Consider the following 15,604-nt stretch of genomic DNA (forward strand, 5'->3'; position numbering starts at 1 on the left):
CGTCCCCGACCGGGCCGGCGCCGGCGGGGCACCGGTCGCGCACGGTGCACGGAGGGGGCGTCATGGTCACGACGGAGCGGCCGCGGGAACCCGAGGGACCCGGCACGGGAACGGCCGGTCCCCGGCGCCGTGACCCGAGGCAGATCGCGATCTGGACGGCGGTCGCCGTCGTCGGTGCCGTCGCCTGGGCGATCGTCGCGTTCGTCCGGGGCGAGCAGATCTCGGCGGCCTGGCTGGTCTTCGCCGCCGTCGCGTCCTACGCGATCGCCTACCGCTTCTACTCCCGCTGGATCGCGCACCGGGCGCTGCGGGTCGACGACACCCGGGCGACCCCGGCCGAGCGCCTCGACGACGGGCAGGACTACCAGCCCACCGACCGGCGCGTCCTGTTCGGACACCACTTCGCCGCGATCGCCGGTGCGGGCCCGCTGGTCGGGCCGGTGCTGGCCGCGCAGATGGGATACCTGCCCGGCACGGTCTGGATCATCGTCGGCGTCGTGTTCGCCGGCGCGGTCCAGGACATGGTCACGCTGTTCTTCTCGACCCGCCGTGGCGGCCGCAGCCTGGGCCAGATGGCCCGCGAGGAGATCGGGCCGGTCGGCGGGATCGCCGCCATCGTCGCCGTCCTCGCGATCATGGTCATCCTGCTGGCGGTGCTCGCGCTGGTCGTCGTCCAGGCGCTGGCCGACTCCCCGTGGGGCACGTTCTCGCTGGCGATGACGATCCCGATCGCCCTGTTCATGGGCCTCTACCTGAGGTACCTGCGCCCCGGGAAGATCATCGAGGCGTCGGTCCTCGGGGTCGCGCTGCTGCTGCTCGCGATCGTCGGCGGCGGCTGGGTGCAGGACTCGTCGTGGGGCGAGGTCTTCCACCTCTCGGCGAACCAGCTGACCCTCGCACTGGTCGTCTACGGCTTCGCCGCGTCGGTGCTGCCGGTGTGGATGCTGCTGGCGCCACGGGACTACCTGTCGTCGTTCATGAAGGTCGGCGTCGTCGTGCTGCTGGCCGCGTCGATCGTGCTGGCCTGGCCGACGCTGCAGATGGCGCCGCTGACCCGGTTCGCCTCGGACGGGCTCGGCCCGGTCTCGGCGGGCTCGCTGTTCCCGTTCGTGTTCATCACGATCGCCTGCGGTGCGCTGTCCGGCTTCCACGCGCTCGTCGCGTCCGGCACGACGCCCAAGCTGATCCAGAAGGAGTCCCAGGTCCGGGTGATCGGCTACGGGGCGATGCTCACGGAGTCGTTCGTCGCGATCATGGCGCTCGCCGCGGCCTGCATCCTCGACCCCGGCCTGTACTTCGCGATGAACATGCCGGCCACCGTGCTCGGGCCGACGGTGGAGTCGGCGTCGGCGGCGGTGCAGCAGATCGGGTTCACGATCTCGCCCGCGGACCTCGCCGCGGCGGCGTCGGCTGTCGAGGAACAGACGCTGGTCGGCCGCTCCGGCGGCGCCCCGACCCTGGCGGTCGGCCTGTCGACCGTGTTCTCCGAGGTCTTCGGCGGCGACGCGCTGCGGGCCTTCTGGTACCACTTCGCGATCATGTTCGAGGCGCTGTTCATCCTCACCACGGTGGACGCCGGCACCCGGGTCGGGCGCTTCATGCTGCAGGACACCGTCGGCAACGTCTGGCCGCGGTTCGCCGACACGAGCTGGAAGCCGGCCGCATGGCTGTCCAGTGCGGTGATCGTCGGTGCCTGGGGCTACCTGCTCTACGCCGGGGTGAACGACCCGCTGGGCGGCATCCACCAGCTCTTCCCGCTGTTCGGCATCGCGAACCAGCTGCTCGCCGCCGTCGCGCTGGCGGTCTGCACGACCCTGCTGATCAAGACGGGACGCGCCCGGTACGCCTGGATCACGCTGGTCCCGCTGGTGTTCGACGCGGCGGTGACACTGACCGCGAGCTACCAGAAGATCTTCTCGGACAACCCGAAGCTCGGCTTCTGGGCGCAGCGGACGCAGTACCAGGACGCGCTCGACGCCGGGAAGACCAGCATGGGCACCGCGAAGTCGGTGGAGGACATGCAGCAGGTCGTGTTCAACACGACCCTCGACACCGCTCTCACCGCGCTGTTCGCGGTCCTCATCGTCGTCGTGCTGGCCGACTCGGTCCGGGTGTGGATCGCGGCCCTGCGCGGGCGCCCGCTGCGCAGCGGTACCGAGGACCCGTACGTCGAGTCGCGGATCTGGGCACCGTCGGGTCTGGTACCGACCCGGGAGGAGCGGGCGCGGGAGCGCGAGCTCAGCGAGAGCGGGACGGGCGGATGAGCCGGCTGCGGTCGCTCTGGCGGTTCGTGCGCGAGCTGGCCGGGGAGCGGGACTACGAGCGCTACCTGGAGCACCGGGCACGTCACCATCCGGGCGCGCCGGTGCTGTCCGAGCGTGCCTTCTGGCGGGAACGGACCGACCGCCAGGACCGGGTTCCGTCCGCCCGGTGTTGCTGACGGGGGATTTCACTCTCTCGGAGCAGTGTGCCCTGTACAGCTGTCACTCAGGGTGGTGCGCGGAGGCTGCGCGTGTGGCGTCGTTGCGTGATGTCGTGAGAGATCGGCGCAGCGTGACGATGTGACAGGTAGCCTCTGGAGGGGACCGGACCGATCCCGCGGTGTCCCGTTCGGGTCGAGGCCTCGTCGCTGATCGTGACGAGATCCGGTTCGGCCCGGAACGGAGCACGCGGCGGGACGGAACGCCGCGCGCTCCACGGCGATACACACCGTGAGCGCCGTCCTCGGTGCGGGAATGCTGGTTACGGCGGAGGTGTGAGGCGCGATGCTGGATGTCCGGGTGTCCGAGGGCACGGACCCGGAGGCTCTCGTCGCGTTCGTGGAACGACTGGCGGGCAGCGGCCGGGGTGGACCGGCGACCGGGGCGGCTCGGTCGCGGATCGTCGACGAGGTGCACGACGGCCGGGTCCCCGCAGGTATCCGCACCCTGGCCGGTGCGCTGGAGTCCCCCGTCCCGCCGCGTCAGCGGCGTGGCGACGAGGACGAGGAGACTCTGCTCGGTGCGGTCTCCGAGGAGCCGCTGGTCGTCCTGTCCGAGGCCGGTCCGGCCGAGCTGGCCCGCGCGCTCGCCGACCTGACCGGCTACGGCATGCGGGTCCTCCTGACCGGTGCGCAGGCCGAGCGGCTCGGCGCGGTGCGCGCCGCGCTGCCCGCGGACGTCGCCGGCCGGGTCGTCGACCGGCTGCCGGCACTCCCCTCGACCGAGCTGCGGCGGCTCCGCAGGCTGCTCGCGACCGCCGGCGTCGACCGGTACGGCCGCGCCGGCCAGCAGCTCCCGCCGGAGGACGCGCTGCCCGGCCCGGCCGACGTCGCGGGCTGTTGCGACCGGGCGAACCGGGTGGTCGACGGCACCGACACCGGCGCCTCCGGTGAGGCCCGCATCGTGCCCGGGCTGCTGCGCGATCTCGAGATCGACCGGCGGGCCGCGGTCACCCAGGTCGCGCGGTGCGCGCTCGCGTCGCTGGAGACCCTGACCGGGGCCCCCGACGCCGACCGGCTGCAGGGCGTCGCCGGTCGGCTGGTGCACAGCGGGCTGCGGGCCGAGTTCGAGTCGCTGCAGGGCCTCGCCGCCCGCCAGCGCGACGACCGGGCCCGCCTCGCGAGCGGTGCGCGCGTCGAGGTGGTGGAGCCGCTGCCCGAGGGCGGCGACGTCACGATCCGCCGCTACCTCGACTTCCTCGACAGCGGCGGGCGCAGCCGCTCGTACTTCAAGCCGCAGGAGCAGAAGGAGGCCGAGCCGTTGCTGCGCGGCTTCCGCCTCGACGGCGCGGCCCCGCAGACCTACGACCAGATCGCCACCGTCTCCCAGCACCTGCACCTCGCCCGGCGCGACGACGAGATCGCCCGGCTGTGCTCGGTGCTCGGCCTCCCCGTCCCCCGCTCGCCGCAGGACCTGCCCGGTCTCGTCGACGCGCTGGACAAGATCGCAGCCGCCGCCCGGTCCGTCGGGGCGCTGCGGCACGACGTGCTGTTCCTGCAGCAGGACTCGCCGGTCTCGGTCCCCGACCTGGCCGCCGCCGAGCGGGTGGCTCGGGCCATCGTCGACTACGACGAGCACGGTGACCCGGCCGAGGCCGCGGACGAGCTCGAGCGCCTCGCGCTCCGGTGCGAGGCCGCGGTGCCGTTCGACGCGACCGCCCCCGAGCACACCGCGGTCGTCGCGGCGCTGCGCCGGCACGACGCGGAGGCCTACGCGGCGGCGCTGGAGGAACTGGGTCGCGCCCGCCGGGAGATGCTGGACCGCGACGAGCTGCAGCGGCTGCTGGGTGAGCTGTCGGCGTCGCACCCGGACCTGGCGCGGGCCTGGGCGGCCGACGGCGCGGCGGAGGTGCCCGGCTTCGGGCTGCTGCACGTGGCGGGCAGCGACGACCTGCTCCGGAACCTGCCGTCGGCGGACTCGGCCGACCTGGTCGTCGTGCTGGGGGCCGGGGCGCTGCAGGCCGACGGCCTGCTGCTGACCGCGGCCGCGCCGCGGATGCTCGCCGTCGTCGGGGACGAGCCGCGTGCCGAGTCGTCCGGGACGACCCTGCTCGAGGTGCTCAACCAGGCGTCGGCGCGGTTCCTGCGCGGCACCGGCACACCGGCCGGCGAGTCGTCCGGCACCGGCGCGGAGGTGCCGGTCGCCGACGTGCCGGTCCCGGCCGTCCCCCCGGAGTCGTCGGTCCCGGACCGGGCCGGCGTCGCCGACATCGTGTCCGCCCCGGCGGTGCCGGCCCCGCGGACCGGTCCCCCGGCCGCCGGTGGCGAGAGCCGCCCGTCGGCGCCGTCGGCGATGGCCCCGGCCCGGCGCGGTACCGAGCGGAGCTGACCCCGGGCCCGGCCGGGCTCAGCCCGAGCCGACCGCGCGGATGCTGTCGGCGATCCGGTCCAGCAGCTCGAACGGGTCCGCGGCCGGTGGCCGCACCCGTTCCCAGCGTCCGCGGGAGCCGGGTGCGGCCGGGATGTAGAGGGTCCAGCTGCCCGCCTCCGGGTCGTCGGCGCGCAGCTGCGCCAACGCCGTCGACGCCCACGCCGCTCCCAGCTCGGGGAAGGCGGGCGGCCGCCGGTCGAGGATGGTGACGACGTCGCCGGCGGTCGTGTAGCCGATCCGCCGCCGGTCACGTTCCCCTGCGGGCACCAGCTCCGCGCACCACGCCGCGAGTTGCTCGCGTACCTGCTCCGGAACTCCCATGGCGCGCATGGTCCCGGATCGGGGTGGGCGCGCCAACCCCGGGGGACCGTCCCGTCCCACCGGACGGCCGGGCGCCGCGTCGCGGCCGGTCGAGGCACTACCGTCCGCGGTATGGCAGAGCACGAGGTGAGCCGGTTCGGGCACGTCGACCTCGACGGTCTCCCGCCGGACCTGGCGGAACGGATCGGCGCGATCGCGGAGAGGTCGGGTTTCGTCCCGAACGTCTTCCGCGCGCTGGGCCGCCGTCCGCGGGAGCTGCGGGCGTTCCTGGACTACCACGACGCGCTGATGGACTCGGACGACGGACTGTCCCGGGCCGAGCGGGAGCTGGTCGTCGTCGCGACCTCGGGGGCGAACCACTGCACCTACTGCGTCGTCGCCCACGGCGCGATCCTGCGGATCCGCTACAAGGACCCGGAGATCGCGGACCGGGTCGCGACGAACCCGTACGCGGTGGAGCTCTCCGAGCGCGAGCGCGGGATCGTCGACCTTGCGCTGCTGATCGCCCGGCAGTCCGAGGCACTCACCGAGGCCGACCTCGACGACGCCCGCGCCGCAGGCCTGACCGACGACGAGATCTGGGACGTCGGCGCGATCACGGCACTGTTCGCGATGTCGAACCGGCTCGCGCACCTCACCGCGCTGCGCCCGAACCCGGAGTTCTTCCTGATGGGCAGGCAGCCCCGCTAGAGCACCTTCGACAGGAACGCGCGGGTGCGCTCCTCCTGCGGGTCGGAGAGCACCGCGCGCGGGTCCCCGGCCTCGACGATCCGGCCCTCGTCCATGAACACCAGTGTGTCGCCGACCTCGCGGGCGAACCCCATCTCGTGCGTCACGACGACCATCGTCATGCCGTCGCGCGCGAGCTCGCGCATCACGTCGAGCACCTCCCCGACGAGCTCCGGGTCCAGCGCCGAGGTCGGTTCGTCGAACAGCATCAGCGACGGCCGCATGGCCAGCGCGCGGGCGATCGCGACCCGTTGCTGCTGCCCGCCGGAGAGCTGGGCGGGATAGGCGTCGGCGCGGTCGGTGAGGCCGACGCGTTCCAGGAGCTCCCGGGCGTCCCGGCGGGCGTCGGCCCGCTTCCGGCCGCGGACGACGACCGGTGCCTCCATGACGTTCTCCACCGCCGTGCGGTGCGGGAACAGGTGGAAGCGCTGGAACACCATCCCGATGTCCCGGCGCTGCCGGCCCAGCGCGGCCTCGGAGAGCCGGTGCAGCCGTCCGCCCCGCTCCTCCAGGCCCATCAGCGCGCCGTTCACCCGCAGTCGTCCGGTGTCGATGCGCTCCAGGTGGTTGATGCAGCGCAGCAGCGTCGACTTGCCCGAGCCGGACGGCCCGATCACGCAGCACACCTGGCCCGGCTCGACCACCAGGTCGACGCCGCGCAGCACCTCGACGTCGCCGAAGCTCTTGCCGACGTCCTCGATCTGCACCATCGGCGTGCCCACGGTGTCGCTCACGACGCACCTCCGCTCGTCCCGGCCAGCTTCCGCAGCAGCGACGGGCCCGGGGCACCCGCGGCGACACCGCGCCCGAACCGGCGCTCGACGGCGCGCTGCCCGACCGTCAGCAGCGACGTGAGCACCAGGTACCAGGCGGCCGCCACGATCAGCAGCGGGATGACCTCGAAGTTCGCCGAGTAGATCCGCTGTACCGAGGTGAGCAGCTCCAGGTACCCGATGACGACCACCAGCGACGTCGTCTTCAGCATGCCGATCGTCTCGTTGCCGGTCGGCGGGACGATCACCCGCATCGCCTGCGGCAACACCACCCGGCGCAGCGTCTGGGCGCGGGTCATGCCGAGCGCCCCGGCCGCCTCGGACTGGCCGCCGTCGACCGACTGGATCCCGGACCGCACGATCTCGGCCATGTACGCGGCCTCGTTCAGCCCGAGCCCCAGCAGGGCCGCGGCGAACGGGCTGATCAGCGTGTTCGTGTCGACGACGACGAACTCCGGCCCGAACGGGATCCCCAGCGACAGTCGCGGGTAGAGCGCCGAGAGGAAGTACCAGAACAGGAGCTGCGCGATCAGCGGCGTCCCGCGGAACACCCAGAGGTAGACGGCGGCGACCGAGCTGAGCACCGGGTTCGGCGACAGCCGCATCACGGCCAGCCCGATCCCGCCCGCGATGCCGATCGCCATCGACAGCGCCGTCAGCACCAGGGTGTTGCGCAGGCCGTTGAGCACGGGCTCGGAGAACAGGTACTCGCCGACCGTGCCCCAGCGGAAGTTCTCGTTCGTGAGCAGCGTGTTGACCAGCATCGACGCCAGCACGGCCAGCACCGCGACCGCGACCCAGCGCAGCGGGTGCCGGACGGGAACGGCGTCGCGTGGCTCCGGACGGGCCCCGGGCGATGTCATCGGCCGACCTCCGAGGTCGTGATCGCGCCGTCGCCGACGTTCCAGCGGTCGAGGATCCGCCGGTAGGTGCCGTCGTCGATCAGCTCCTGCAGTGCCGCGCGCAGCGGGTCGCTCAGCTCCCCGTCCTTCGGGAGGACGATCCCGTACGGCGCGGTGTCGTAGGGCCGTCCGACGATCTCGGTGGTGCCGCGCGACTGCGTCACCGCGTAGGACGCGACCGGCGAGTCCGCCAGCATCGCGTCCACCCGGTTCGCGACGAGCGCCAGCGTCACGTCGGTCTGGGCCAGCAGCTCCGTCACCCGGATCGGCTCCCGCCCGGCGGCGACGCACGCCTCGTCCCGGCCCACGACCTCCTCGGTCTGGGTCGTCCCGGCCTGCACCCCGACCGGGCGCCCGCACAGGTCGTCCGGGGTGATGCCCTCCGGGTTCCCGGCCGCGACGACCAGGCTCGTCCCGGCCGAGAAGTACGACACCATGTCGACCACCCCGGACCGCTCCGGGTTGATCGTGAACGACGACATCCCGGCCTCGTACCGGCCGCCCTGCACGCCGGGGATGATCCCGGAGAACTGGCCGGTCTCGTACCGGACACCGAGGCCGAGCTTCGCGGCGACCGCGGTGCCGAGGTCCACGCTCATCCCGACGACGGTCGCGCCGTCCGGCGCGGTGAACTCGTTCGGCGGGTACGTCGGTTCGACTCCGACGGTGAGCACGCCGTCGGCGCGGACCGCCGCCGGGACGCGTGCGGCGAGGGCGTCGTCGCGGGCCACCGCGGGCAGCGGCGTGTCCGACCCCGGGGCGACGCCGGCGCCCGCGGCCGGGTCGCGCCCGCCGCTGCCGTCACCGCCGACCCCGCAACCGGCCAGCGCCAGCACGGCGGCGACGGCGAGCCCGGCGAACGGGCGTGCGCGACGGCGTCGCAGACGGGTCATCGTGTGGTCCAGACGGTCGAACCGGACGTGCTCGGAACGGCACGATCGTGCCACCGCCCGGTCCCACCACCGTCGGTCGGGCCGTCCGGGCGGGGAACTTCCTGCCGCCGGGCACGCGTTCCCCTACCGTGGGTTCGACGAGACACGCGAGCCCGCGGCCCCTCGAGGAGCCGCGCCCCGTCACGGAGGTCCAGACACGATGTCCCTGATCCGACGACTCACCGTCCTCGCCGGTGCCGTGGAGGCCGCCCGCCGCTACGCCCGGTCCAACCCGGACAAGGCCGGCAAGGCCCTGGACTCCGCCGCCCAGTTCGTGGACAAGCAGACCAAGGGCAAGTACACGAACCAGATCTCGGGCGCCGCGCGCAAGGCCAAGGACGCGGCCGGCATCCCGCAGCCGGGCTTCGGCTACGGCGCCCCCGGCACCACGCCGCCGGCCCCGGGCCGCCCGGGCAACCCGCCGGTCCAGGGCAACGGGCAGCCGACCACGCCGAACCCGCAGCAGCCGCCGGCGTTCCCGCCGCCGTCGCCGGGGCAGCAGGGCTCCTGAGACCCCCGGCGTCCGGCCCCGGCACCGCGCGCGGTGCCGGGGCCGTCGTGTGTGGACACCACGGGCGGCTCTCCTGTCCCCGGCGCCCGCTCCCGTGCCAGGATCGGCGGTGACGCGACGGCGCGTCCCTGGCCCGCCCACCCGTGCGGGTCACGGCGGAAGAACCATCCGGCCGGTACCCCGGCCCGGGTGACCCCCGAGGAGGTACGCCGTGCAGGAACCGCAGGCGTGGGTACCGACCGATCCGCGGTCACGCCCCAGCCCGAACCAGGTCGTCGCCGGTCTGAAGGGGGTCGACGAGGGCGGCGCCGAGCTCGTCCAGCTGCTGACCCCGGAGGGTGAGCGGGTGCCGGACGAGCGGTTCGACCGCTACGCCGACGACATCACCGTCGACGACCTGAAGTCGCTCTACCGGGACCTGGTCCTGGTCCGCCGGGCCGACCGCGAGGGCAACTCGCTGCAGCGCCAGGGCGAGCTGGGGATCTGGGTGCCGCTGCTCGGGCAGGAGGCCGCCCAGGTCGGCTCCGGGCGCGCGCTGCGCCCGACCGACATGTGCTTCCCCAGCTACCGCGAGCACGGCGTCGCCTGGACCCGGGGCGTCGACCCGACCGAGCTGCTCGGGATCTTCCGCGGCACCGACCACGGCGGCTGGGACTTCACGGGGAAGCGCTTCCACCCGTACACGATCGTCATCGGCAACCAGTGCCTGAACGCCGCCGGGTACGCCATGGGCCAGCGCTTCGAGTCGAAGGTGGGCGACCCGGAGACGGGTGAGGCCACCATCTGCTACTTCGGCGACGGCGCGACCAGCCAGGGCGACGTCCACGAGGGCTTCGTCTGGGCCGCCGCGTACGACGCCCCGCTGGTCTTCTTCTGCCAGAACAACCAGTGGGCGATCTCGGTGCCGCTGGACCGGCAGACCCGGGTGCCGCTCTACCAGCGCGCCCGCGGCTACGGCTTCCCCGGCGTCCGGGTCGACGGCAACGACGTGCTCGCCTGCCTGGCCGTCACCCGCTGGGCGCTCGAGGAGTGCCGCACGGGCAACGGCCCGGTCCTGATCGAGGCCTTCACCTACCGGATGGACTCGCACACCACCTCCGACGACGCCACCCGCTACCGGCTCGCCGACGAGGTCGAGCTGTGGAAGCTCAAGGACCCGATCGAGCGGGTCCGGGTGCACCTGACGCGCCGGCACGGCGTCGAGCCGGGGTTCTTCGACGGCGTCGACGGCGAGGCGGACGCGCTCGGCGAGCGCCTGCGCGCGTTCTGCCGGTCGATGCCGCAGCCCGGCCCGGAGCGCATGTTCTCCGAGGTCTACGCGCAGGCGTCGCCGCAGGTCGACGGCCAGCGCGACGAGTACCTGGAGTACCACGCGTCCTTCACCGGCGAGGAGGCGTCCTGATGGCGACCACGCTGGCCAAGGCGCTCAACGACGGACTGCGCGCCGCGATGGAGCGTGACCCGAAGGTCCTGGTCATGGGTGAGGACGTCGGCCGGCTCGGCGGCGTCTTCCGGATCACCGACGGGCTCCAGAAGGACTTCGGCGAGCAGCGCGTGCTCGACACCCCGCTGTCCGAGTCCGGGATCATCGGCGCTGCCGTCGGGCTCGCGGTGCGCGGGTTCCGGCCGGTCTGCGAGATCCAGTTCGACGGCTTCGTCTTCCCCGGCTACGACCAGATCGTCTCCCAGCTCGCGAAGCTCCGGTACCGGACGCAGGGCGCGGTCCCGGTCCCCGTCGTCGTCCGGATCCCGTTCGGCGGCGGGATCGGCGCGGTCGAGCACCACTCGGAGTCCCCGGAGTCGCTGTTCGCGCACGTCGCGGGGCTGAAGGTGGTGGCATGCTCGAACCCGGCCGACGCGCACTGGATGATCCAGCAGGCGATCCTCTCCGACGACCCGGTGATCTTCTTCGAGCCGAAGCGCCGGTACTGGGAGAAGGGCGAGATCGACACCGACCTCGGCGCGGCACCGCCGCTGCACTCCGCGCGGGTCGTCCGGCCCGGTTCGGCGCTGACCCTCGCCACCTACGGCCCGATGGTGAAGACCTGCCTCGACGCCGCCACCGCGGCCGCCGAGGACGGCCAGGACCTCGAGGTGATCGACCTGCGGACGCTGTCGCCGCTGGACCTCGGGCCGGTCGCCGAGTCGGTGCGCCGGACCGGACGGCTGGTCGTGGTGTCCGAGGCACCGTCCGAGTCGTCGATCACCTCCGAGGTCGCCGCCCGGATCCAGCAGGAGTGCTTCTTCTCGCTGGAGGCCCCGGTGCTGCGGGTGACGGGGTTCGACACCCCGTACCCGCCGTCGCGGCTGGAGGACGAGTTCCTGCCCGACCTGGACCGGGTGCTCGACGCCGTCGACCGTTCGCTGGCCTGGTGAGGACCTGAGGATGCGTGAGCTGTTCAACCTGCCCGACGTGGGCGAGGGACTGACCGAGGCCGAGATCGTCGCGTGGCGGGTGTCGCCCGGCGACACCGTCGCGGTGAACGACGTGGTCGTGGAGATCGAGACGGCGAAGGCCGCGGTCGAGCTGCCGTCACCGTGGGCCGGGACGGTCGGCGAGCTGCTGGCCGAGCCGGGGGCGACCGTCGAGGTGGGTACGCCCATCATCGCGATCGACACCGCGGGATCCGGTGCGCCGGCCGGCGGGGCCGGGCCGCCGGATGAGGGTGGCGCGAAGATCGGCGAGGCCGGGAAGGACGGCCGGATCGCGACGCTCGTCGGCTACGGGCCGCGGCAGGGTGCGGTGAAGCGCCGGCCGCGGCGGGGCGCGGGCGGCGGCGACGCCGGGACCGCACCTGCCCCGGCGGAGGCGCCGGCCGGGGCCGCGCCGGCCGCCGCGGTGGGGCCCGACGAGGCGGCCGAGGTCCGTGCCGAGGCGACCGGAACCGCGACCGGAACCGCGACCGGAACCGCGACCGGAACCGCGACCGGAACCGCGACCGGAACCGCGACCGGAACCGCGACCGGAACTGCGACCGGGCCGACGGCCGGGCTCGTTCCACTCGCCCCGCCGCCGGTCCGGCTGCTGGCCCGCGAACTCGGCGTCGACCTGCGGACGGTCGCGGGGACCGGGGCGCACGGCCGGATCTCCCGGGACGACGTCCGCGCCGCGGCGGCATCCACCGCCGTGCCGACCGCGGTACCCACCGGTGGGTCGTCGACGGCCGCGTCGCCCGCCGCAGCCGCATCCGCCGCCGTGCCGCCGGCTGCACCGTCGCCGGCCGCGGCGGCCCGCCCCGCCGGGGCCGGGGACCGGCGCGAGCCGATCCGCGGCGTCCGCAAGGCGACCGCCGCCGCGATGGTGTCCAGCGCGTTCACCGCCCCGCACGTGACCGAGTTCCTCGACGTCGACGTCACCGCGACCATGGCGCTGCGCGAGCGCCTGAGGTCCTCCCGGGAGTTCGCCGGGGTCCGGCTGACCCCGCTCGCGTTCGTCGCGAAGGCGGCCTGCCTCGCGGCGGGCCGCACCCCCGCGGTGAACGCCAGCTGGGCCGAGCGCGCCGGTGAGATCGTCTACTACGAGCGCGTGCAGCTCGGGATCGCCGCGGCGACCCCGCGCGGCCTGGTCGTGCCCAAGATCCGCGACGCCGACCTGCTCGACCTCCGCGGGACGGCCGAGGCGCTGGGCACGCTGACCGAGACCGCCCGGGCCGGGAAGACGGCCCCGGCGGACCTGGTCGGCGGCACCTTCACGATCACGAACGTGGGGGTCTTCGGGGTCGACACCGGTACGCCGATCCTGAACCCCGGCGAGGCCGCGATCCTGGCCGTCGGCTCGATCAAGCCGGCACCGTGGGTGGTCGACGGCGAGCTGGCCGTCCGCACGGTGTGCCGGCTGGCGCTGTCGTTCGACCACCGGCTCGTCGACGGGGCCGAGGGATCCCGGTTCCTGGCCGACGTCGGGTCGCTGCTCGAGGATCCCGGTATCGCCTTCACCTGGTGATCGATCTGTGATCGTTCCGGAGAATTCGGGTGATCCGGGAGCAGAACGGCGTGCTCGTGCGTTCTACGGGCATGCCGTTCGTGCTGCTCTACGTCGTGCTCGAGGTGGTGGCGATCGCCGGGCTGATCGCCTGGATCGGGCTGGGCTGGACGTTGCTCGTCCTGCTCGCCGGTTCGGTGCTCGGTCTGCTGCTCGCCCGCAGTGAGGGTGCCCGCGCCGCCCGCGCGCTGGCCACCGCGGTGCAGCGCGGGAAGCTGGCGCACGAGGAGGCGACCGACGGCCTGCTCATCGCGATCGGCGGTGTCCTGCTCTTCGTACCGGGCCTGATCACCGACGTGCTCGGCCTGGCGCTGGTGTTCCCGCCGACCCGCGCACTCGCCCGGCGCCGCATGGTGGCCGCGGCGGAGCGTGCCGCCCCGGGCCTGCGCACCGCGCGGATCCGGTACGGCGCGACCGTCGTCGACGGCGAGACCGTGGTGGACGGCGACACCGTCACGGAGGAGCGCCGCCGGCCGGGCGCCGTTCCGCCGAGGATCACCGGGCCGGTCGTCGACGGCGAGGTCGTCGAGGGCGAGATCGTCGACGGTGGGGACCGCCGGGACCGCTGAGCGGCACGGGGCGGCACGGGGCGGCACGGGGCGGCACGGGGCGGCACGGGGCGGCACGGGGCGGCACGGGGCGGCACGGGGCGGCACGGAGCCGGGAGTACGGCGGGGGCGGTCGGGGCCACCCCCGCCGACGATCACCAGCCGGGCCGGGCTCCGGCGAGGAGACTGCGCAGCCCGTCCAACGGTCGGCGACGCTGGGTCGTCGAACGCTGAGTGATCGGGCGCATCCGCAGTGTGGAGTGGTGCGTCTCGGTGGCGCGGTGCCGTCCACGACGTCGGTTCACGGCACTTCCTTCCGGGGCGGGGCGGGGCGACCGGATCGTCCCGATGTGAAGTGTCGCCGGTCGTCGCAGGTCACGGAAGGCTCACCGGCCGAGGCCACCGGATCGTGACGACAGCGATGTGATTCACCCCGCGGGTACGCACCGACCGTTCCCGGATCGCCGGGCCGGGGTCCCCGGAACCGGGACCGGCGCGGTGAGCAGTCACGTTCCGTGAACAATGCGGATGGTGGCGGCCGGGCCGGGTGGTGACCCTTTCCGTGGAATCGCTGCCTGGGGAAGCGAATTCGCAGAAGAGGCACCGTCGAAAGGCGGCGCGGTCCCGTCCGGCACTGGGCCGGCCGGGTGGATCGCGGCGACACGCCGTGCGCCCGTCGTCGCCGTCTACGGAATCCGGAAGACCGCCGGATACCGTCGGTCCATGGATCCGGTGCGCAACCCGTTCGCCCCCGGGGCCGGGCAGCGCCCGCCCGAGCTGGCCGGACGGGACCGCGAGGTGGACGCCTTCGAGATCGTCCTCGAGCGGGTCGCGCGGGGCCGTCCGGAGCGGAGCCTGGTGCTCACCGGCCTGCGCGGCGTCGGGAAGACGGTGCTGCTCGGCGAGCTCCGCTCGATGGCGATGCACGCCGGGTGGGGCGCCGGGAAGATCGAGGCCCGGCCGGACGCCGACCTGCGCCGTCCGCTCTCCGCCGCCCTGCACCGCGCGATCCGCGACCTCGCGGTCCGGCACCGCGCCCCGGAGCGGATCGACGAGGTGCTCGGCGTGCTCAAGGCGTTCGCGCTGCGGTCGTCGCCCGAGGGCACGAAGCTGCGCGACCGCTGGCAGCCGGGCATCGACGTCCCGGTGCGTAACGGGCGGGCCGACTCCGGGGACATCGAGATCGATCTCGTCGAGCTGTTCACCGAGGTCGCCGAGCTGGCGCAGGACGTCGGTTCCGGCATCGCCCTGCTCATCGACGAGATGCAGGACCTGCGGCCGGACGACGTCTCCGCGCTCTGCGCCGCCTGCCACGAGCTGTCCCAGTCGCGGGTCCCGCTGGTGGTCGTCGGCGCCGGGCTCCCGCACCTGCCCGCGGTGCTGTCGGCGTCGAAGTCGTACTCCGAGCGGCTGTTCAAGTACTCGCGGATCGACCGGCTGGATCGCAAGGACGCCGACTTCGCGCTGCTCGCACCCGCCGAGCGGGAGGACGCGACGTTCGACCAGGACGCCCTCGACGATCTCTACCAGCGGTCGGGCGGCTACCCCTACTTCGTGCAGGCCTACGGCAAGGCGGCCTGGGACGCGGCCCCGACGAGCCCGATCGGTCCCCGCGACATCGCGATGGCGGCGCCGGAGGCGGAGGCCGAGCTCGCCGTCGGGTTCTTCGGGTCCCGTTTCGAGCGCGCCACCCCCGCCGAGCGCGAGTACCTGCGCGCGATGGCGGAGCTGACCGACGGCGAGGACCTGCCCGTCGACACGGCCGGCGTGGCGAAGCACCTCGACCGGCGGGCGTCGTCGCTCTCGCCGTCGCGGGACAGCCTCCTGAAGAAGGGCCTCGTCTTCTCCGCCCAGCGCGGGCAGATCGCCTTCACCGTGCCGCACTTCGGGCGCTACCTGCTCGCCAACGCCTGACCCCCCGACTACTCCGGACGAGTGAAAACAAGTTGCGGTGTAACAGGACGGCGTGTGGTCGCGAAATCCCTGATGAGCCCCGCGGCGCCACCGGACCCCCGACTCGGTCGCGCCGCGGGGCGTTCCACGTTCGGGACCGGTC

The 15,604-nt window shown here is 73.9% G+C and carries 14 protein-coding genes; 10 read left to right on the top strand and 4 right to left on the bottom strand.

What is annotated here, in order from left to right; translation table 11 throughout:
• Window positions 1–62 precede the first annotated feature (62 nt).
• From AD017_RS13725 to AD017_RS13735, 3 genes are all read left to right on the top strand, one after another.
• Window positions 63–2,264 carry a carbon starvation CstA family protein gene (locus AD017_RS13725; protein WP_227012743.1) on the top strand — a complete coding sequence of 734 codons (2,202 nt, stop codon included), beginning with the start codon at window positions 63–65 and terminating at the stop codon, window positions 2,262–2,264.
• On the top strand, window positions 2,261–2,440 hold the full coding sequence (locus tag AD017_RS13730; RefSeq protein ID WP_010241913.1) for a YbdD/YjiX family protein: 180 nt from the start codon (window positions 2,261–2,263) through the stop codon (window positions 2,438–2,440). The genes AD017_RS13725 and AD017_RS13730 overlap by 4 nt, the downstream gene beginning before the upstream one ends.
• A 325-nt stretch (window positions 2,441–2,765) precedes the next feature.
• A complete protein-coding gene (locus tag AD017_RS13735) occupies window positions 2,766–4,808 on the top strand; it encodes a hypothetical protein (protein ID WP_060574454.1) in 2,043 nt (680 codons plus the stop codon).
• 18 nt (window positions 4,809–4,826) lie between these two features.
• Here AD017_RS13735 and AD017_RS13740 read toward each other — a convergent pair whose 3' ends face one another.
• Complete coding sequence (locus AD017_RS13740; RefSeq protein WP_010232052.1) at window positions 4,827–5,171, bottom strand: hypothetical protein; 345 nt, start codon at window positions 5,169–5,171, stop codon at window positions 4,827–4,829.
• A 111-nt stretch (window positions 5,172–5,282) separates the two neighbouring features.
• On the opposite strand from AD017_RS13740, the gene AD017_RS13745 reads away from it, so the two are divergent.
• The gene (locus AD017_RS13745; RefSeq protein WP_060574456.1) at window positions 5,283–5,861 is read left to right on the top strand and encodes a peroxidase-related enzyme; all 579 of its coding nucleotides are present in this window, start codon (window positions 5,283–5,285) and stop codon (window positions 5,859–5,861) included.
• Here AD017_RS13745 and AD017_RS13750 read toward each other — a convergent pair.
• From AD017_RS13750 to AD017_RS13760, 3 genes are read right to left on the bottom strand one after another with little or no spacing between them, the layout of a single operon-like run.
• Entirely contained in the window at window positions 5,858–6,610 is a 753-nt protein-coding gene (locus AD017_RS13750; RefSeq protein WP_145982845.1) for an amino acid ABC transporter ATP-binding protein, read from the bottom strand. The genes AD017_RS13745 and AD017_RS13750 overlap by 4 nt on opposite strands.
• 20 nt (window positions 6,611–6,630) lie before the next feature.
• Window positions 6,631–7,536, bottom strand: coding sequence for an amino acid ABC transporter permease (locus tag AD017_RS13755; protein ID WP_010232047.1), 906 nt, complete (start codon window positions 7,534–7,536; stop codon window positions 6,631–6,633).
• Window positions 7,533–8,468 (bottom strand): ABC transporter substrate-binding protein, encoded by a 936-nt coding sequence (locus AD017_RS13760; protein ID WP_082399611.1) that lies wholly within the window; start codon window positions 8,466–8,468, stop codon window positions 7,533–7,535. The genes AD017_RS13755 and AD017_RS13760 overlap by 4 nt, the downstream gene beginning before the upstream one ends.
• A gap of 199 nt (window positions 8,469–8,667) precedes the next feature.
• Here AD017_RS13760 and AD017_RS37410 point away from each other — a divergent pair, with 199 nt between their 5' ends.
• The 6 genes from AD017_RS37410 (at window position 8,668) to AD017_RS13790 (ending at window position 15,462) form a co-directional block, all read left to right on the top strand.
• Entirely contained in the window at window positions 8,668–9,018 is a 351-nt protein-coding gene (locus AD017_RS37410; protein WP_060574458.1) for an antitoxin, read from the top strand.
• A gap of 211 nt (window positions 9,019–9,229) precedes the next feature.
• Window positions 9,230–10,420, top strand: coding sequence for a thiamine pyrophosphate-dependent dehydrogenase E1 component subunit alpha (locus AD017_RS13770; protein ID WP_060574459.1), 1,191 nt, complete (start codon window positions 9,230–9,232; stop codon window positions 10,418–10,420).
• A complete protein-coding gene (locus AD017_RS13775) occupies window positions 10,420–11,394 on the top strand; it encodes an alpha-ketoacid dehydrogenase subunit beta (protein WP_010224216.1) in 975 nt (324 codons plus the stop codon). The genes AD017_RS13770 and AD017_RS13775 overlap by 1 nt, the downstream gene beginning before the upstream one ends.
• Window positions 11,395–11,404: 10 nt before the next feature.
• Window positions 11,405–12,961, top strand: a complete 1,557-nt coding sequence (locus AD017_RS13780; protein WP_060574460.1) for a dihydrolipoamide acetyltransferase family protein — start codon at window positions 11,405–11,407, stop codon at window positions 12,959–12,961.
• Window positions 12,962–12,990: 29 nt separating this feature from the next.
• On the top strand, window positions 12,991–13,569 hold the full coding sequence (locus tag AD017_RS13785) for an FxsA family protein (protein ID WP_010236187.1): 579 nt from the start codon (window positions 12,991–12,993) through the stop codon (window positions 13,567–13,569).
• A 702-nt stretch (window positions 13,570–14,271) separates the two neighbouring features.
• Complete coding sequence (locus tag AD017_RS13790) at window positions 14,272–15,462, top strand: ATP-binding protein (protein WP_010236184.1); 1,191 nt, start codon at window positions 14,272–14,274, stop codon at window positions 15,460–15,462.
• Window positions 15,463–15,604: the final 142 nt, after the last annotated feature.

The sequence above is a fragment of the Pseudonocardia sp. EC080619-01 genome (assembly GCF_001420995.1).
Taxonomy (GTDB): Bacteria; Actinomycetota; Actinomycetes; order Mycobacteriales; family Pseudonocardiaceae; genus Pseudonocardia.